Raw genomic sequence first — 19,467 nt, forward strand, 5'->3', positions numbered from 1 at the left:
AGAATCCTGTCCTTCTCCAATGGATTCCATTTACCATCTTTATAATAAACAAACTGATAGCTGGTTTTTTCCACCACGATACCGATAAATTGGCCGCTTAATACGGTTTCATCCAGTACTAACTCTGTGGCGGCAATAAATTGCTGCGCGGTTTTCTCAAGCGCCTGTTGCGGGCCAGAATTGCCAATAGACATGGTCACCGCCGCCGCGGTGAGTCCCATTAACAAAATCACCAGCATCACCTCCATTAAGGTGAAGCCGGCGTGGCGCAGCTTTAACATCTTATTGGAAGTTCTGTAGGTTCCAGTTACCGATATCGTCTTCGGTACCTGGTTGACCATCTGGGCCTGCACTAAAGATATCTAACTTACTGTTTTCGCCTGGGCTCAACAGTAAGTAGTTATTGCGCCATGGGTCCTGTGGTAAACGCTTTACATAGCCCTCTTCACGGTAGTTACGAGGCTCGGGTGAAATGGTCGGTTTTTGAACTAAGGCTTCTAAACCTTGTTCAGTCGTTGGATAAACACCGTTATCTAACTTGTACATATCTAAGGCGTTTTCGAGCGCAACAATGTCAGATACGGCCTTTTGTTGGTCGGCTTTATCTTTGTTGCCCATCAGGTTTGGCACCACCATCGAGGCCAAAATACCGAGGATCACGATCACCACCATCACTTCGAGTAAGGTAAAACCCTTGTGCTTTTTGTTCATTTGCATCGACTACTTCTCCTAAAAAAACCTACGCCATTCTCAGTGCGAACACCGCAAGGCAATAATCCATAAATTTAAAAACTAGCCACTAATCAAATTGTTCAGGGCTAAGATAGGTTGCAGAATGGCCATCACAATAAAGAGTACAACCCCCGCCATACTCACCACCAATGCCGGCTCGAAAACTCCAAGGGCGAGAGTTACGTTACTCTCAAATTCTCTATCCTGGTTATCGGCCGCGCGCTCAAGCATGTCTTCGAGCTGACCACTCTTCTCCCCCGAGGCGATCATATATAACATCATCGCCGGGAACAGCTTAGTGTTAGTCAACGCAGTGCTTAGGCTAGTTCCTTCCCGTACGCGTGCCGTGGCATCATCCACCGCCGCCCGCACCCGCACATTTTGCAATACTTCGCTGGCAATGCGCATCCCATCTAACAAAGGCACGGAACTGGCGGATAAAATACTCAAAGTGCGCGCAAACCGCGCGGTATTGAGTCCTTTACTCACACGGCCAACCACCGGCATTTTCAGCAAAAATGTATGGTATTTCATTCTGAAAATCGGTGACTTAAGTAGACGCTGAAACACCACCAGCAAAACACCAATAACCAATACCACGAGTAAGCCATAGCTTTGTACAAAGTCCGAGGCGGCAATTAAGAAACGGGTCGTCGCGGGTAGCTCGGCGCCCATATGTTCAAATTGCCCGACAACCTTTGGCACCACAGCCGCCAACAACACTGACACCACACCAATGGCAACAATCGTCAGCATAATGGGGTAAATCATCGCCTGTTGCAGCTTGGACTTCAGCTGCTGGCGACGCTCGGTGTAATCGGCTAAACGGTTAAGCACCACTTCCAAGTGACCGGATTTTTCACCCGAGGCCACCATGGCGCGGTATAAGTCATCGAAAATATGCGGAAATTCTGCAAGAGAGTCGGCCAGACTATAACCTTCCACCACGCGGGAGCGTACCGCCATGATCATGCTGGCGAGGCGCGCCTTCTCACATTGCTGGCCCACCGCCTTGAGACATTCCTCAATCGGCAGGCCCGCCGCTACTAGCGTTGCGATTTGACGGGTGATCAGTGCTAATTCCGCCACCGAAATCCCGCGTTTAAAGGGCGTGAATCCAGTGCCTTTTGCCTTGGCTTCCTTTTCGGTGACCGGCAAAATCTCCAGCGGCATCATGCGTTGATCGCGCAGCTGACTGCGGGCGTGTCTGGCGGTATCCGCCTCTATCACCCCTTTTAGCTGTTTTCCCTTGGCGTCCAGCGCCTTATATTCAAATGCTGGCATAGCTTACTCCTCGCGGGTCACCCTCAGGACTTCTTCCAGAGTGGTGATACCTGAGAGCACCTTGCTCATACCATCATGGCGAATGCTCGGTACCGACTGGCGGATATATTTCTCAATTGCCAATTCGCCACGACCACCGTGGATCAGCTCACGCACATTATCATCGACCAGCAACAGCTCATGGATACCAGTACGACCACGGTAACCACTGTTACCACATGCCTTACAGCCATTAGCGCGGTAAATATGGCGATGATCGTCCGCCGTAATCCCCAACAGTTCGCGCTCACGCGCATCGGGCACATGCTCCGTCTTACATTTTGGACAGAGGGTACGGATTAAGCGCTGGGCTAAAACCCCAAGCAAGCTCGATGACACTAGGAATGGCTCTACGCCCATATCCTGTAAACGGGTAATCGCACCAGAGGCCGTGTTGGTATGCAGAGTTGAAATAACTAAGTGACCGGTCAAAGATGCCTGTACCGCAATTTGCGCGGTTTCGAGGTCACGGATTTCGCCGATCATCACCACATCCGGGTCTTGACGCAGAATCGCACGTAAACCACGGGCGAAAGTCATGTCCGCCTTAGTGTTCACTTGGGTTTGACCAATGCCTTCTAACTCGTATTCGATCGGATCTTCAACGGTTAAGATATTGGTATCTTTAGAGTTAATCTCGGTAAGCCCCGCATACAGCGTAGTACTCTTACCCGAACCCGTTGGGCCTGTGACTAGAATAATGCCGTGCGGACGACGGATAAGCTCGTCGAACTTGGCACGGATACTGTCTGTCATACCTAGTTGTTTTAAATCCAGATTACCGGCGTTTTTATCTAATAGACGCAGCACCACACGCTCACCGTGACTTGATGGCATGGTCGATACCCGCACGTCCACCGCACGGCCGGCAATCCGCAGTGAAATACGGCCATCCTGAGGTACACGTTTCTCTGCAATATCGAGACGCGCCATAACCTTGATCCGCGACACCAGCAAGGATGACAGCTTACGATTTGGCTTTAGCACTTCCTTCAGCACACCGTCAATACGGAAACGCACGACCAGTTGCTTCTCGTAGGTTTCGATATGGATATCCGAGGCTTCTTCTTTAATCGCCTCAGATAACAAGGCGTTAATCAGCTTGATAATAGGCGCATCGTCATCGCCTTCGAGCAGATCTTCGGTTTGCGGCAGCTCTTCGGCGAGGGTGAATAAATCCATCTCGTTGCCAAGATCTTCCATAAGCTGCTGTGCTTCGGAGGAGTTGGCTTGATAGGCCTGAGTTAATTTAGCCTCAAACTTGCCCGGTTCGAGCAATACGAGCGGCAAATCCACACCCGAGTAGCGGCGCGCTTCGAGCATGGCCGTTAATGGAGTTTTGGCGGTATAAAACAGGCTCAAGGCGCCATCCTCGCCATAGGCTAAAATCACCTCATGGCGGTGGGCAAAGGCAAAGGGTAAACGCTCTTTGCTGCTGGAGCGAAATACCTCATCACCTTCGGCTTCAAGACCTAGTTCGTTAGAAACTAAGCTTAAATCCTCGACTTGGGTTACTTGTATTTCACTCATTGTGTTTTATCTTTGTTCTTGTTTTCATCCAGCGACTTGAGGGTCGAGTCCGTTTTACGCATCTGAGTTTCTAACCCTTTGCCTTCTTTGTAACGCTCTAAAATGTCGTTTACTTCAGGCGGTAGGTATTCAGATTGATTCCACTCATCCAAAACTGGTACCTGCGTATTTGGCATTAAGTTCACGCCGCGCTCTTGCTGCTCAAGTTGTAAGGCTCTGAAATAGTTGTATTTACGGCCTGCGATACCTTCCATAGTCATACCATCACGGATAATGGTGGGCTTGATAAAGATCATCAGGTTCTTTTTAGTCTTCTTACTGGAAGAGGACTTGAATAAGTGTCCGAGTACTGGAATATCGCCGAGGAAAGGCACTTTCTGCACGCTTTCTTGTACTTCTTCGTTAATCAAACCACCGAGTACCACGATTTGCCCTGAATCGGCCATAACAGTTGTGGTTAAACGGCGAGTCGCGAAGGAAATATCCACACCTGTGTTACCGTTTACCCCTGAGACTTCCTGCTCAATGGCGAGCTTAACCGCGTTGCCTTCGTTGATTTGAGGCACCACTTTTAACTTCACCCCAACCTCTTTACGTTCAACGGTTTGGAATGGGTTACTGTTGTTTGAGCTGGCGGTAGAACCGGTCAGAATTGGTACTTCGTCACCGACGATAAAGGAGGCTTCTTGGTTATCCAAGGTCGTAATCGAAGGCGTTGCCAGTACGTTTGAGTTGGTATCAGCCGACACCGCCTGTACCAAGGCACCAAAGTCACCCATGGCTACGCCCCACGCCATACCATTCACTTTACCCAAGGCTTGAGCAAGTAAGGTAACATCGCCTTTTGTATCAGGGTTTTGACCTATCACATCACCAGTATTTGGGTTAGTAATGTAGGTGCCTTCTTTATCTTGGGCCTGCCAAATACCAGCACCAATTTCGCCAATGGTTGGACCTAGGTTATTAAACTGAGTACCACCACCCGCTTTGGATGCCCATTGCACCCCAAAGCCGACGTTATCGCCTTCGGCGACTTCCACAATAATGGCTTCGACTAATACTTGAGCGCGGCGAATATCGAGTTGATTAATCACACTTTCGATAGTACGCATTTGATCTGGCTCGGCGCTGATCACTAAGGCGTTGGTGTCAGTGTGGGCCATAATGTTTATTTCATTACGGCGTTTACCGCCAGTCTGGGCGCTAGGATCTTTTTCACCCTCGAGCTTTTGCGCAAATCCGGTCAACACTTCGACTAAATCTTCCGCCTTGGCATAACGTAAATAACGTACCTTAGTATTGCCCGTGCTTGCCTGCTCTGCATCGAGGCGGTGAATAAGCTCGACCACACGTTGGCGGCTCTTTTCATCACCACTGACCACTACGGCGTTAATGCGCTCGTCGGCAACCACTTTAGGCGCTTGTCCAGGAAGCTGCGCTTGGTTAGCGGTTGCGCGGTAAAGGGTATCGATAATTCGCACCATTTCACCCGCAGAAGCGTATTCGAGCGGCACCACTTGTACCGAGGTATCGCCCTGTTTATCTACACGGCGAACGATTTCGACTAACTTGTTAACTACAGCTGCGCGGCCAGATAACATAAGTACGTTCGATGGGTCGTAGTTCACTACGTTACCGCCACCGGCGTTATCGTTTAACTGGCGCAATAACGGCGCTAACTGCTTGGCTTCGGTGTTGTACAGCGCCACGATGCGGGTGACCATTTCATCGCCTAAACCTGGGTCGTTGTCGTTGGCAACACGAATCGCAGCGGTTTTCGCATCTTTGTCTTTAATGACCTTGATGACGTTGTTTTCCATCTCGACGATGGCATAACCGTACACTTGCAGCACGTTGAGGAAGAATTGGTAATACTGTTCATCGTTGAGCAGATCGTAGCTGCGCACGTTGATCTTGCCGCGAATGGTCGGGTCAACAATGATGGTTTTATTCAGGTTTTTACCAACAATGTTGATAAATTCTTGGATATCAGTGCCTTTAAAGTTGGCCGCATATTGTTCAGACCAAACAAATTGCGAGGTCAGCATAGTGGCGCCAGCCACAACTCCAGCAATCAGTTTGCGTCGAATCCGTTTGTTATTCATTATTTTACTTTCCTCTAACGCGTGTTATTGCGGCAAACTAAACATGATTTCAACCAATTGTCCTTCCCGCTCAACCATGATAGAAACTTCAGTTAATTCAGGTAATTGGCTCATCATTTCTAACGCCTGACTCATCACAGTCAGATCGTATCCATTAATCGATTTTGCAAGGTCATTGGGTTTAAAGCCCGCTTGCTTAAAGAGGTTCACATCTTTGCCCGGGTTAAGACGGTAACCCGCGACATTTTCGCCCTGTCTAACGGGAGAGATCGCAATGTAATCGGTGATTTTGCTGGGGTCGGCTAAGAGTTCGCTGCGGGATTCTGCAAGCTCTTGGGAAATTTCAGCGTTTTTGCGCTGATCCACGCGGCTAACCACCTCGGCTTTTTCACTCTTGGCCTTCTGTAATTGCTGATTCGCGGGGCTTTGGCTGGTGTAAACCAGACCATCGAGCATCAACGTCTCGTAACGGCCCGCGTTGGTAATGATAATACGGTCGGCATAGACTTCTTTTAACGAAGCCGAGGTGCCTTTGATCTTATCGCCTAGGCTATAGGTTTCTTGGCTGCCACTGGATTCGATAACGGCGAGACCTTTTTGATCGGCGGTCGAGGCTACCACACCCGTTAATTGGATAGAGAGGGAAGTCTTGGGCGCATCGGTCACAGTCTCAACCACTTCCACTTTGGGTTTATCCGATTTAGCATCGGCCTTGCCAAACAGTGCAAGCTGCTGCAATCCAGCCATATCGATTTGACCAGCACCTTTTCCTGCCGTAGTCACAGCGGTTGGCGACCAAGCCGTTGGGGATGAAGAACTAGGTACGAGTTTCCATGTAATTTGCGCGGCTAAGAGTAAACACAGAATAAAGCCAAACCAGAAAACAACCTGGCTCAATGGCTTATGCGGAATACCTGCAGCTTTAGCGATAACTTTATCTAATAAATCCATATTTATGTGGACCCTCAATACAGGTCTCTGTTCTGATTATAAAAATTATTATGTTCGCCACATGCTAACCTAGGCCGCATTTGGCAACAACCCCATAACAGTATTGCAATTGGCGAAAATTGGCTATTTATGCTAACTTTGCCCGCCTCAAAAGGGTGTGAAGCGCACCACCCTTTAACATCACAGCAATGCGACTTAGGCATTTTATTGCTCAGCATGTGAGCTCATCGAGCTTTTATCTTGGAGACACTATGACGCAAAGTGCAGGCGACAGTGACAGCGTTCGACTCGATAAGTGGTTATGGGCCGCACGTTTTTATAAAACCCGTGCCATTGCCAAAGAAATGATCAACGGCGGCAAAGTACATTACAACGGTGCTCGCACCAAATCTAGTAAGAATGCCGAGATAGGTGCCGTCCTTAAGATACGACAGGGATATGACGATAAAGAGATCGTCATAAAAAAATTATCTGAAGTGCGCCAAAGTGCATCAATTGCGCAGGAATTGTACGAAGAAACGGCCGTGAGTATAGCCAAGCGTGCGGTAAATGCCGAAGCAAGACGATTGAATATTCTCAATAATCCTGCGCCCGACCATAAACCGGATAAAAAGCAACGACGCCAACTTATCCGTTTTAAAGAATGCTAAGAATTACGTAAAAGTTACCTAATAGTGAGATACAAGATGATACAAGATATTTTACATCGCTACCTGTTCGACAATGCCGATGTGCGTGGTGAACTCGTACAGCTACAAGACAGCTATCAACAGGTGATTGGTTCACATGCCTATCCTCCTGTGCTGCAAATCCTGCTAGGTGAATTACTAGCAGCAACCTCTTTATTAACTGCCACCTTAAAATTCAGCGGTGATATCAGCGTGCAGCTGCAGGGTAACGGCCCTGTATCACTAGCGGTGATCAATGGTAATAACCAGCAGCAATTACGCGGTATTGCGCGCTGGGAAGGCGAGTTAGCCGACGATGCAAGCCTCGCCGATCTGTTTGGCCAAGGTTATATGGTTATCACCCTGACGCCAGATGAAGGCGAGCGCTACCAAGGCGTGGTTGCCCTCGACAAGCCAACCTTAGCAGCCTGTGTGGAAGACTACTTTAACCAGTCAGAGCAATTACCTACTGCACTCTGGTTATTTGCCGACGGTAAACAAGCTGCAGGTATGTTCCTGCAAGTGCTGCCAAGCCAAGAAGACCACAATGCCGATTTCGAGCATTTATGTCAGCTGACCGCAACCATTAAGGCGGAAGAGTTATTCACCTTAGAAGCGCAGGAAGTATTGCACCGCTTATATCACCAAGAAGAAGTGCGTCTGTTCGCTCCTATCGAAGTCAGCTTCAAGTGTACTTGCTCACGTGAGCGCAGCGCGGCGGCCATTAAGACTATCGATCAAGCCGAAGTGGAAGCCATTTTGGCGGAAGACGGTAAAGTCGAAATGGGCTGTGAATACTGCAATGCGAAATACGTGTTCGATGGTATTGATATCGCAGCTATTTATGCCAATGGCACCGGCTCAAATACCCAGCAATAACTCACCATTAACTGTTAGAAGGGCTCCTTAGGGTGCCCTTTTTTATACCGCCTCAATGATCCAGCTCACACTTTAGCCACGGATAGGATACAATCGGCACACTTTGTCCCCTAGCACGTCTCGGGCGATAAATAAAAACAAAATCGGCAGACGATCGATATAAAAATAACCTTACAAATACAAGTCAATGGAGACCTCACTATGGCGGATGGATTAAACCGCGTTCATTACAACCCCTCAACAGCACAACTGGTCGAATTTGCCCTGCTACGCGGCGAAGGTGAATTGACTGCAAACGGCGCACTGGTTGCCAAAACCGGTACACGCACGGGTCGCTCTCCTGGCGATCGTTTTATTGTTAAAGAACCTGGCTCAGCGGCTGACATCGAATGGGGCCCCGTCAACCAAGCATTTGAACCCGGTGCTTTTGAAGGATTATGGGCGCGCGTAGAAGCATTCCTCGCCGATAAAGAGTTGTTTGTATCTGACCTCGAAGTCGGTGCAGATCCAGAACATTACCAGCCAGTGCGCGTGACGACTCAATACGCTTGGCACCAACTGTTCGCCCGCAACCTTTTTATCATCCCAGAAGAATTTAACCGTCAAGACAAGCCTGTATGGCAAATCATCAACGCGCCAGACTTCGTCTGTGTTCCTGAGCGTGATGGCACCAATTCAGATGCGGCGGTGATCTTAAACTTTGCCGAGCGCAAAGTGTTGCTAGCGGGCCTGAAATACGCTGGCGAAATGAAGAAGTCGATGTTCTCTGTACAAAACTTCCTGCTGCCAGCCCAAGGCGTATTGCCAATGCACTGCTCGGCAAACGTAGGTAAAGATGGCGACACTACCCTATTCTTCGGTCTGTCAGGCACGGGTAAAACCACGCTGTCTGCGGATCCAAAACGCTTCCTGATCGGTGACGATGAGCACGGCTGGGCACCAGGCGGCGTATTCAACATCGAAGGCGGCTGCTACGCCAAGTGTATCGATCTGAGCCAAAAGAACGAGCCAGTGATTTGGGATGCGATCCGTTTCGGTACTGTGCTGGAAAACGTAGTAATGGACGAGCACCGCGTGCCTAACTACAAAGACAGCAGCCTGACGGAAAACACCCGTGCGGCTTACCCACTCGAGCATATCGCTCAGCGTAAAGAAGACAACCGTGGCGCCGAGCCGCACGCAGTGGTGTTCTTAACCTGCGACGTGTCTGGCGTATTACCACCGGTTTCTATCCTGAGCAAAGAGCAAGCGGCTTACCACTTCCTCTCTGGTTACACTGCTAAAGTCGGTTCGACTGAAATCGGTTCAACTTCTGCGATTCAGTCAACCTTCTCTACCTGCTTCGGCGCACCTTTCTTCCCACGTCCTGCGGGCGTGTATGCAGAGCTGCTGATGAAGCGTATCGAGTCATTCGGTAGCCAAGTGTACTTAGTGAACACTGGCTGGACTGGCGGCCCACACGGTATTGGTAAACGTTTCGACATCCCAACGACGCGCGCCATTGTCGATGCGATTGTCAGCGGTGAGCTGAAAAACGTAGAAACCGTACACTTAGACACGCTGAATCTGGCCGTGCCTGTGGCGGTACCAGGTGTAGACACTAACCTACTCAACCCTGTGAACACTTGGAGCGATAAGGCACTGTATGCCGAATACGCCCAAAAACTGGCCGAAGCCTTCACTAAGAACTTCGCTAAGTACCAAGTGTCTGATGCCATCCGTAACGCTGGCCCTAAGGCATAAATGCATAGCGGATTCATTTAGATAATGTAATCAAACACATTGTTGAGTAAAAAAGCGCGGATTCAGCGATGAACCCGCGCTTTTTATTTGCCTATGGATTTGATAACTAAGAGCCTGCCGCACTAAAGGTCACTGCGGTAGATTTTTATGTGTTTTATTTCTTATCGATTAGTTAAACCAAGCTTAAATTAATGCTGCGTTTTTATAATCATCGATAACAATCATCATTTTTTAGGAAGCGACACCCAAATGGAAAACCATAAACCTGTCACTGGATTCCAGCGATTTCTCAATGGCGTCGAAGTGGTCGGCAATAAACTGCCCGATCCGGCGGTATTATTTGCGATATTTCTAGGCTTAGTCTGGCTGATCTCTTGGGGGTTATCGGGTGTCAGTTTTGATGAAATCGACCCTCGTACTGGCAACCCCATTCAAGTCGTGAATATGCTCGAAGGCGGCGCACTGACAGCCTTTACCTCGACGATAGTCTCCACCTTTGTGACTTTTCCGCCGCTGGGTGTCGTGCTGGTTGCTATGCTGGGTCTTGGTGTGGCTGAACATACTGGCTTTATTAATGCCGGGCTGCGTTCGATTTTATCTGTCACGCCAAAGATGTTACTCACCCCGGTATTGATCGCCGTGGGTATCCTGAGCCATGTCGCAGTTGATGCGGGTTATGTACTGGTTATCCCGCTCGGCGCGGTGATCTTCTATGCCGCGGGTCGTCATCCCCTAGCCGGTATTGCCGCCGCTTTCGCCGGGGTATCCGGCGGTTTCTCTGCGACCGTGGGTGTGCCCTCGAGTCTTGACCCTATGTTAGCGGGCTTAACTCAGGCAGCGGCAAGATTATCGGCCGATCCCGCTGCTGCCACATTAACGATTAACCCACTGAATAATATTTTCTTTACGTCGGCCTCAGCCGTGTTAATCATCTTAGTTGGCTGGTTCTTAACGGATAAAGTAATTGAGCCGCGCCTAAAGAGTACCGCGGTGAATGGCGATCCCAGCACGCTCCCAACGCTTGATGAGCTCGCGCCCCATGAGCGCCGTGGGCTTAAATTCGCTATGGGCGCCATGTTGTTATGTGCCTTAGGGCTGGTGTTTACCGCCTATGGTGACAACTCTGCCTGGCGTGGTACCGATGGCGCGCTAACCAGTGCCTCGGCTCCCTTAATGCGCTCCATTGTGGCAATTATTTTTGTGTTCTTCCTCGTGCCAGGCATAGTCTATGGCTATGTTGCGGGCACGGCGAACAACCACAGAACCATTATCCAAGGCATGAGTAAGTCCATGAGCGGCATGGGTTATTACATCGTTATGGCCTTCTTCTGCGCCCAGTTTATTTACGCCTTTGGTCAATCCAATTTAGGTGCATTAATGGCAATTAAAGGCGCGTTGGCGTTGAAAGAGTTAGCCCTTCCTATGGGCGTAACTCTGGTGGGGATTGTGTTTCTCACGGCGTTCGTCAATCTATTAGTCGGCTCGGCGTCGGCCAAATGGGCTTTGATTGGTGCCATCATGGTGCCGATGTTAATGGAGCTGGGCGTATCGCCCGATCTGACTCAAGCCGCTTACCGCGTGGGCGACTCGTCGACCAATATCATTACCCCGCTGATGCCTTATTTTCCGTTGATAGTGGTGTTTTGCCAAAAATACGTTAAGGAATCGGGCATTGGTACCCTAGTGGCACTGATGTTGCCGTTTTCAATCAGTTTTCTCCTGCTTTGGAGCGGTTTCTTATTGGCTTACTGGGCCTTAGGCCTGCCATTAGGCATTGGCAGCTCGCTGACCTTCCCCGCACTATCTTAGCCTTAATATAAATATCGCTTGGCTGAGATCATCGGCAGAGCGAACACAGATAAACAAAAATGGCGCCAACTCGATAAGAGCTGACGCCATTTTTATATCAATTGAATCAAACGATTGGGCTTACTTAGTATCCGATCTCAATACTAACTCCACACGGCGATTCTGCTGCTGCCCCGCCTCATCACTGTTGCTAGCAACGGGGGCATGTTCACCTATCCCTACGGCTTTCAATTGCTGAGTTTGAATACCATGACTCGTGGTCAATAACTTCACAATTGCCGCCGCGCGGCGTTGGGATAGACCTTGGTTATAGGCTTGATTGCCTTTATCATCGGTATGACCCACCACATAAAAGGCACGCTTAGGATTTGCCTTTAAGTAACTCGCAAGCACCTCGACAACGGGCAGCGCCTCGGGCAATAACTTGTCGCTATCGTACTCAAATAACAGCCCTTCTAAGGCAACATGCCCCTTAGCTTCAATTTGGTCGGTCAGCGCCTCAAGATTGATCCCCACGCGGTCATCCTTAAGCTCAGTCTCCTCTAACACCCGCAAATCGGTCCATAACCCGCCGATATAACCAATGGTATAAGTGCTCACATGCACATTCCCCTCGGGGCGCGTTAAGGTATACCAAGCATAAAACTGGCTGTCTTCATTACCAATATTCACTAGAGAATCGATGGCTTTGATAAACCTATCCTCCCTACCACAGGCCTTTCCCTGACACTCAAATTGCATCTCGAATCCGAGTTTAGTCAATGCCACCTTGTAGTTAGTGAACACCTCGTAACCCGAATATTCCTTTGGTATTGAATAGCCATTTTGAGTCAACTTACCCGCACGTTCCACCAGCACAGGCTTATTGCTTGCATCCATTGAAGACACAAATACTGTGCTCGCAAAGCCTTGGCGTTTAAAGTCCTGGATATAGCTTCCCTTTAAGCGGCTGATAAGCGGATGATCCTCGGCGCCGTTCTTATCCTTCTTTTGGTTATCTTTAAACTCGATTTGCTTAGGCGCCTGCTGCAAAAATGCTGCATTAACCGTGACTAAATCTAACGGCTCGGGGATCACCTCGAGCGTCGTAATATGAATACCCGCAGAACTCTTCAGATTCGCGGCTTGTATGGCGGTATAAAACTCTTTTTGCTCATTCTTCACTCGAGCAAACAAATAACCACTTTCAACACCAATAACGCCATCCAACAGCGTAATTTTCTCTCGCAATAGGCGAGAATCACCACAGGCCTCAAGCAGACACTCGAATAGGACTTCGCCACCAAGCTTTTTAATCTGCTCACGGTAATTATCGAGAATATGCGCAGGGCTATATTCGGGCGCTAATTTGTATTTTTGCTGATAGACCTGACCGAAGATAGGCTTAAAACGATAGTCAGACCTTTGTTCACCCGCGCTGATAATAAAGGGATATTCGGCATAATGGCGCGTCAATTCATCCTTTAATTTCGCCGTAGGAAAAGGCGTAAATAACCCCTCATCCGCCGCCATTAACGACAAAGGCAACAGGCTCGTCGACATAGCCAATAACCCCGCTAAATAACTCCGTTTAAAAACACGCACAATATTTACCCTCCATAGAAATACTGCTGCGAAAAGTAACACTAAACGGATTGCGCAATAACAAATATGAAACAAGTTAATACTTTAGCGTGATTGTGATGATCGACTCTAAACACAAAAATAACCGACGGAAAAGCAGGCTTGGATGCCTAAGATGGTAGTGAAATGGATTTACCCCCAGATCCGCATGTTTTATCGCGAATGCAGTAATCCCTTGTCGCTATGACCTTCCCCATCATCCAGTGTGATTTTCCCTAACTTAAACTCATGCTATTTGGCTTGGTTTAATTAACGCTTTAACACCCTGAATACTCAAAGTTATCAGGTGAAGACTCGCTAACTTAGTGCAATGGAAATTGCCGAATTGATGTAAGGACACAAGATGTTTAAACCTAAATTGCTCTCTTTGCTGATCGCCACCAGTTTGCTGACGGCATGTTCTGGCTCAGACGATAAAGATGACACCACCACGACTCCAGAGCCGACGCCACCCACAGAATACGCACATAAAGTCACAGGTCAGGTCACTTATATCGGCGCTATCGCCGGGGCCAACGTGTGCGTCGATCTCAACCAAGACTTAAGCTGCTCAGAGGGTGAACCGAGTACCACTACGGACACTGACGGTAAGTATCAAATCGATTGGAAAAGCGCGACCGAAAAACCTAGCTATTACCTGCTAGCCAATTGGATTGATAACGCGGCTTCATCTGCACGCTCAGCATTGGCGGTTAGCTCCGCTGCAGATAACACCAACGCCACCACTGGCGGCATGAATATCGTTGCCCTGCCCGATCATGCGGGTTATATCAACGCGCTGACCAATATTGAGTTTTCACGCTATCGCAAGATGATTGAGGCCGACTTAACGCCACAGCAAGTGATTGAGTTCCGAGCCAAACTCAAAAACTTATACGCCACTGGATTTAAGCAAGTCGAAACTGATTTATTTAGTCTTTCGCCCGAAATTACCCTGCAACCAACATTTCTCGACACCCTACTGTTACACGATTACCTGCTAAACCTCACCAATGAGCGCACAGTGGAAATTTTGGCGGCTATCGAAGTGTTAATCGCCGCATTTGAAGCCTTCGAGAATTTAATCCTAGGGTATGGTTTTGGCACTGAGGCCTATCTGCAAACCAATCCCGTTGCCGTCACTAATAAGGTGGAGAGCACCTTAGTGTCCTTCGGCTATATGGAGGCGCCGGTTGATGATAAGGCGATGAACAGCACTGACTGGGATACAGTGTTTAGCAGCATGCTCAATCAAACCGACGCATCTCATGTGCTCAATATCGCAACCGTTCGCAACAGCCATTTTGTCAGCTTAGATTATGGTACTGGTGACCAAACTCTTACTGGGGTATTTTCGGGTGACGCCGTGATGATCTTCGATAAAACTTCCGGAGAGGAGGTCCCTACCGAATGCTGGAATGAGCCAATGAAAAAATGGATCAATGCCTCGCGTAACGACCAAGGGTATGTGCTTAAAGAACCTGTGATTGAAGGCAATCAATTAAAAACCGTTTATGCCGGCACTGAAATCCCTGTCGAAATGAATTTCCATAAGTATCAGAACACGGTCGCCGACTGGCAGGATTTGCTGGCAAACCTCCCGAGTGTTCTTAAGCTGGCCTCACTCAGTTGGCCTTCGCAAATATATCGCATGGATATTAAACAAACGGCCGACGTGCTTTGCCGCGCAGAAGATCCCATCACCTATGAAACGGGCGTTGAAACCGCGAGCGAGCTTTCCTCTAGCATGATCGTGGAGCTATTGTGGCCCTTCGCTTACCCCGAGAGTTACGTTGAGGACTCAACGAATAAATTCACCATTCTCGATAGTTTTGGTCAGCCTGAAAGCCAACATGAATGGAGCATTAGCACCAGTCCGAACGGCGGCAAGCTGCTAACTATCACTGAAATTGTGGAGGATCCGATTGCGAGCCAGATGGTGCAACCGAGCTACTACCTTGTGACCTCAAACTTGCTGACTGAAGTTGAGCTAAACACAGCATTTGATACGACTTACAATAAACAGTTATATCGCTTTACCTACGACCAAAGCTTCAGCAATACCCTGTACAACCACTTTAAATCGCTAGCAAAATACACCTTACTCCCTCCACGCCCCTGAGTTGATTCCTCGGGGCGCTTATCTCAACTTAAGTCGCGAAGCTCTGCAAAGAGCCCATCAGAGGCAAATAAACGCATCTCGCTCATAGTAAAAGATGATCGCTTCAAGCAGTTCCTGTTCACTGGGCTGAGCTTTTTGCTGCTTAAGATTATCGATAACATCCTCGATTTGATCCGTGTTTAGCAGATAACCATAGTCACTGTGGCCTAAGCCATCCTCAAAGGCATCGATTTCGTCATCCGATAGATCCCTCATATCAGCCACTATCGGGAATAATAATGTGGTCAGTTGTAGCGATTCACCTTGTTCAAGATCTTGATAAACCAGCCAATAACTTAATCCCGGTTGTTCGATGCACTTTCTTATCCAGCGCTGTAACGACTCAGGCTGACCAAAGAATGAAGTGATATTCATAATGTCCTCGAAATGGCGTTGTCATAGTAAAACCGAGTGAGTCACTAAGTTGCATGGTCATAGAGGCTATTCAGCACTCTCAAGATGCATATAAGTAAGAGATGGGAGTTCTCGCGACTCAACCCGCCCCAAGAATACGAGAGGACATCTGCGTCCATCAAAGCCAAAATCACAATTCATCAATTCGATGGACAAAAAACCAATCAAATTTAAATAAACATTATTTTACAGCATGCTTTTTTGAACATTATTCATTTAGGCGTCACGTTATTTAGATTTTGGTTATTTTCAAACCAAGGTTGGTGATGTTTCACAAAACCCGTAACAGCAACTGTGGTACCTTAAGCGCCCAAAAAACGTGTCAGGGCTGAGCTTTTACGCCAAAAGCGAGGGCAGGCCTGTAAATAGATAACGAGTCTTAAGACACAAAATGCCGCGGTAATTGGGGGGGTTCGCAAGAATGAAGAGCAAGAGTTTATTAGGCAACATTGGTGTGCAAGTAGTTATTGCCATGATTATTGGCGCACTGGTCGGTTTTATCATGGGTGAAAGCGCGAGTATCTTCGCACCGCTAGGTACTATTTTTATCCATTTAATCAAAATGCTAGTGATCCCATTGGTACTAGTTTCTATCATTAGCGGCGCCGCTAGTTTAGGCGACAGCCCCTCGGCAGGTAAGATTGGTGTCGGCACCTTCGGGTTCTTTATTGTCACCTCAGGGATTGCCGTAGCCTTGGCATTAGTCATGGGCAAAGTGTTTACACCCGGCGCGGGTGTCGACTTTACCGCCCATAGCAGCAGTAGCTTGATGGAAGTGACCGCCGAACATGGCGCTCTGCCTGGGGTAATGGACACCTTTATTGGCATGATCCCAACCAATGTGTTCGAATCACTGACTGGCGGAAATATCCTACAGATTCTAGTGTTTAGCATATTCTTTGGTATCGCACTGACCAAGGTCAAAGGCGATGGCGCCAAGCCCATCATGGCGGCGTTAAATACCGTCGTCGACGCCTTTGTGTGGATGATTAACTGTGTGATGGTGATTGCGCCTATTGGGGTATTTGGCTTGATGGCCGATTCCGTCGGCACCTTCGGTTTCGATGCCTTAGAAGTCGTGTTTAAGCTGTTTGCCGTGTTTGTGGCCGCAATTCTGATCTACGGTTTTGTGTTCTTCCCCTTAGTGGTACAGCTGTTTTCTAAGGTATCGGCACGCCAATTTATTTCGGCGATGAAAAAACCCCAGGTGATGGCACTGTCGACTGCATCGTCTATGGCAACGCTGCCGGTGAATATGGAAACCTGCGAAGAAGATCTTAAGGTTTCTAAGGCAACCACCGCCTTTGTGCTGCCCTTAGGCGCCACCATCAATATGAGCGGCAACGCGATTTACTATGGTTTAGTCGCCATGTTTTTCGCGCAAATGTACAACGTCGATCTATCGATGACGGCCTATGCAGCAATTATTTTTACCTCTACCTTGGGCGCCATTGGTCAAGCGGGTGTTCCGGGGCCGTCATTTTTAGTGGTCGCAGTGCTAATGGCTTCGGGTATTCCAATTGATGGCTTACCGCTGTTATTCGCCCTCGACCGAGTATTTGACATGATCCGCACCGCGTTAAACATCACGGGTGATGCCGCCTGCGCCATCATTATGGATAAGTACACCGCAGAGCCAAGCTCGAACTAATCGAACAGATGCGCGAGTGTATCTAGGCTTGAATAGGCTTGCTTATTCAAGCCTTTTTTATGGTTAAAACCTAGATATATCACATTCTATACCGCTGATTTTGTATGACTTAATGCAGATTTATGTGATCTTGGCGGCGCCTTGGACTAAGCTCAAGCGGCGCCGCCTCGCAATTTGTATTTCTTTATCTGCCGAGCGGCACGAGCACGATAGCTTTCTGCGATAATGGTTTGGCTATCATCAGTCCAAAGGAGTGTTGCATTATGTCCGTATTTGCCCCTGCAAGCCCTTTTGCCGACTTTATCTATCGTCATTTCCGCGCCATTCACGCCCTCAAACTCGGCCTCGCGCTATTGATTGCCGTTACCATCAATGCCATTTGGTCGCCGCCGCATTTTATTTGGAGCATGGTGACCATAGTGATCATTATGATGAGTCTGCCACAGGTGGGCGGCGCGATTGAAAAGTCCCTACAACGGGCAGTAGGCACTTGTTTAGGTTCGGCTTATGGCGTGATGTTAGTGGCCACTATCGACAGTTATTGGCTGATTATGGGGCTGCTGATCTTAGGGGTGACGCTGATCTGTTTTATCTCGGCGGGGCGCTACAGCTATGCCTATCTGGTGGCGGGATTTACCATTATTATCGTGGTGGGCGATGCGAACCACGACACCTCAGAGGCACTCTGGCGCACGGCGAATATTCTGCTCGGTTGTGTTATCGCCATTCTAGTGTCGCTGTTTATCTTCCCGATTAAGGCCAAACAGGACTGGCGCAGCCAGCTTGCCAATGCCATCGACAATATGGCCAAGGTGCTGACCCAACATCTACACGCCCCCGCCAACCATGATTTAGATTTTCGCGCCGAACTCGAGGCGGCGATGAAGGCGGTATTAACCCAGAAGAAATTGTTTTTCTCCCTCGAGTGGGAAAGCCAAACCCTGAAAAAACATAAAGTGCTGCTGGCAGAATTAGTTAATAAACAGGTTAGGTTGATCACCCTACTCGAGTTATTGCCTTTGAGTTGTTGGCAGGAGGCCGACAAAGAGGCATATCACCAAATCAACAAAATCGCCGCCGAGCTTACGGCGTATCTTCACAGGCTGAGTGAATTTGTTGCGGGCAAAACAGCCACATTGCCCACACTACCAAATGCATTAGAGCAAGAGTTGCAACACAGATTACAACTCAGCTTGGCCGCTCAGACGCCAAATTCTGCCCCTTTAGCCAATGAAGTCGCGCAGGGATTTGCCCTCACGGGATACGGCTGGCTTATCTATCAACTCGCCATCGCCGTCGAAGCCCTCTACGCCGATATCGAGATTATCGAAATCGCCTATAGCGGACAAACCGTGTTACATAAAACCGCCAAGCCTTCATAGGCTGTTACCACGGGGAATGGCAGCGAAAATCACTCAGTCAGATCAAGATAAACCCTTGGCAGCCCTTGCACTCGCAGGGGCTTAATGAAAAGATACCGCCCTAATAAAAATTCGATGTGTGGACTGTTTTCATGCGCTTGTTTTCCCCTTCCGTTATCGCCATTGCCTGCTTATCGGCGGGTTCACTATTCACAGCCCAATTAGCCGTTGCCGCAAATGCCGAAGTCGCGCAACCAGAAGTGACGACTGGAGCTGCAAACGCTGAGGCCGCTAAAATCGACGCGGTTGAAGCAAATGCCGACAGCAGCGTTTCGCCCGCAACAGAAGCGGCTCCCGAAGCCGCAGTGACAGCGACACCGACTCGCGCCAATACCTTTGTGAATGACGCCATTCTACCGCCGAGCATCACGTGGCACGGTGCCAGTGAGTCGTTGTTACTCAGCGCCGATAACGAATGGGCGACGCCCTTCGAGCAAAGCAACGGCACCGAAAGCCCAAGCTATGACGATACCATTAC

General features: G+C 48.8%; 15 protein-coding genes and 1 pseudogene. 8 read left to right on the forward strand and 8 right to left on the reverse strand.

The features are described 5' to 3' along the window. The 6 genes from gspH to gspC all read right to left on the reverse strand — a co-directional run. Positions 1–281, reverse strand: a 281-nt coding sequence (gene gspH / locus ACK5NH_RS11425) for a type II secretion system minor pseudopilin GspH (RefSeq protein ID WP_416920197.1), incomplete at its 3' end; no start/stop codon positions are given. A 1-nt stretch (position 282) separates the two neighbouring features. Then, complete coding sequence (gene gspG / locus ACK5NH_RS11430) at positions 283–717, reverse strand: type II secretion system major pseudopilin GspG (protein ID WP_011715426.1); 435 nt, start codon at positions 715–717, stop codon at positions 283–285. A gap of 75 nt (positions 718–792) precedes the next feature. Continuing rightward, positions 793–2,016 (reverse strand): type II secretion system inner membrane protein GspF, encoded by a 1,224-nt coding sequence (gspF, locus tag ACK5NH_RS11435; RefSeq protein WP_416920200.1) that lies wholly within the window; start codon positions 2,014–2,016, stop codon positions 793–795. A 3-nt stretch (positions 2,017–2,019) separates the two neighbouring features. Beyond that, positions 2,020–3,585, reverse strand: a complete 1,566-nt coding sequence (gene gspE / locus ACK5NH_RS11440; RefSeq protein ID WP_416920202.1) for a type II secretion system ATPase GspE — start codon at positions 3,583–3,585, stop codon at positions 2,020–2,022. Continuing rightward, positions 3,582–5,690, reverse strand: a complete 2,109-nt coding sequence (gspD, locus tag ACK5NH_RS11445) for a type II secretion system secretin GspD (protein WP_416920204.1) — start codon at positions 5,688–5,690, stop codon at positions 3,582–3,584. The genes gspE and gspD overlap by 4 nt, the downstream gene beginning before the upstream one ends. Positions 5,691–5,714: 24 nt before the next feature. Continuing rightward, complete coding sequence (gene gspC / locus ACK5NH_RS11450; RefSeq protein ID WP_416920206.1) at positions 5,715–6,641, reverse strand: type II secretion system protein GspC; 927 nt, start codon at positions 6,639–6,641, stop codon at positions 5,715–5,717. 251 nt (positions 6,642–6,892) lie between these two features. On the opposite strand from gspC, the gene hslR reads away from it, so the two are divergent. The 4 genes from hslR to ACK5NH_RS11470 all read left to right on the forward strand — a co-directional run bounded on the left by hslR (position 6,893) and on the right by ACK5NH_RS11470 (position 11,740). Further along, positions 6,893–7,291, forward strand: coding sequence for a ribosome-associated heat shock protein Hsp15 (hslR, locus tag ACK5NH_RS11455; protein ID WP_416920208.1), 399 nt, complete (start codon positions 6,893–6,895; stop codon positions 7,289–7,291). 36 nt (positions 7,292–7,327) lie between these two features. Further along, positions 7,328–8,188 (forward strand): Hsp33 family molecular chaperone HslO, encoded by an 861-nt coding sequence (gene hslO, locus ACK5NH_RS11460; protein ID WP_416920210.1) that lies wholly within the window; start codon positions 7,328–7,330, stop codon positions 8,186–8,188. A 201-nt stretch (positions 8,189–8,389) separates the two neighbouring features. Then, positions 8,390–9,931, forward strand: coding sequence for a phosphoenolpyruvate carboxykinase (locus ACK5NH_RS11465; protein WP_416920212.1), 1,542 nt, complete (start codon positions 8,390–8,392; stop codon positions 9,929–9,931). Between the two features lie 249 nt (positions 9,932–10,180). After that, positions 10,181–11,740: an AbgT family transporter gene (locus ACK5NH_RS11470; protein ID WP_416920214.1), complete on the forward strand. Its 1,560-nt coding sequence runs from the start codon at positions 10,181–10,183 to the stop codon at positions 11,738–11,740. 120 nt (positions 11,741–11,860) lie between these two features. On the opposite strand, the gene ACK5NH_RS11475 is transcribed toward ACK5NH_RS11470, so the two are convergent. Next, on the reverse strand, positions 11,861–13,324 hold the full coding sequence (locus ACK5NH_RS11475) for a DUF4892 domain-containing protein (protein WP_416920216.1): 1,464 nt from the start codon (positions 13,322–13,324) through the stop codon (positions 11,861–11,863). 382 nt (positions 13,325–13,706) lie between these two features. On the opposite strand from ACK5NH_RS11475, the gene ACK5NH_RS11480 reads away from it, so the two are divergent. Continuing rightward, complete coding sequence (locus ACK5NH_RS11480; RefSeq protein ID WP_416920218.1) at positions 13,707–15,464, forward strand: hypothetical protein; 1,758 nt, start codon at positions 13,707–13,709, stop codon at positions 15,462–15,464. A gap of 57 nt (positions 15,465–15,521) precedes the next feature. On the opposite strand, the gene ACK5NH_RS11485 is transcribed toward ACK5NH_RS11480, so the two are convergent. After that, positions 15,522–15,878 (reverse strand): hypothetical protein, encoded by a 357-nt coding sequence (locus ACK5NH_RS11485; protein WP_416920220.1) that lies wholly within the window; start codon positions 15,876–15,878, stop codon positions 15,522–15,524. A gap of 460 nt (positions 15,879–16,338) precedes the next feature. Here ACK5NH_RS11485 and ACK5NH_RS11490 point away from each other — a divergent pair, with 460 nt between their 5' ends. From ACK5NH_RS11490 to ACK5NH_RS11500, 3 genes and pseudogenes are all read left to right on the forward strand, one after another. Beyond that, positions 16,339–17,568 (forward strand): dicarboxylate/amino acid:cation symporter, encoded by a 1,230-nt coding sequence (locus ACK5NH_RS11490; RefSeq protein ID WP_416920222.1) that lies wholly within the window; start codon positions 16,339–16,341, stop codon positions 17,566–17,568. A 263-nt stretch (positions 17,569–17,831) separates the two neighbouring features. Beyond that, complete coding sequence (locus tag ACK5NH_RS11495) at positions 17,832–18,950, forward strand: FUSC family protein (RefSeq protein WP_416920224.1); 1,119 nt, start codon at positions 17,832–17,834, stop codon at positions 18,948–18,950. A 131-nt stretch (positions 18,951–19,081) separates the two neighbouring features. Beyond that, positions 19,082–19,467 (forward strand): annotated as a pseudogene (locus ACK5NH_RS11500) (carboxypeptidase); the annotation flags it as partial.

Source organism: Shewanella sp. (assembly GCF_047975355.1).
Lineage (GTDB): Bacteria > Pseudomonadota > Gammaproteobacteria > Enterobacterales > Shewanellaceae > Shewanella.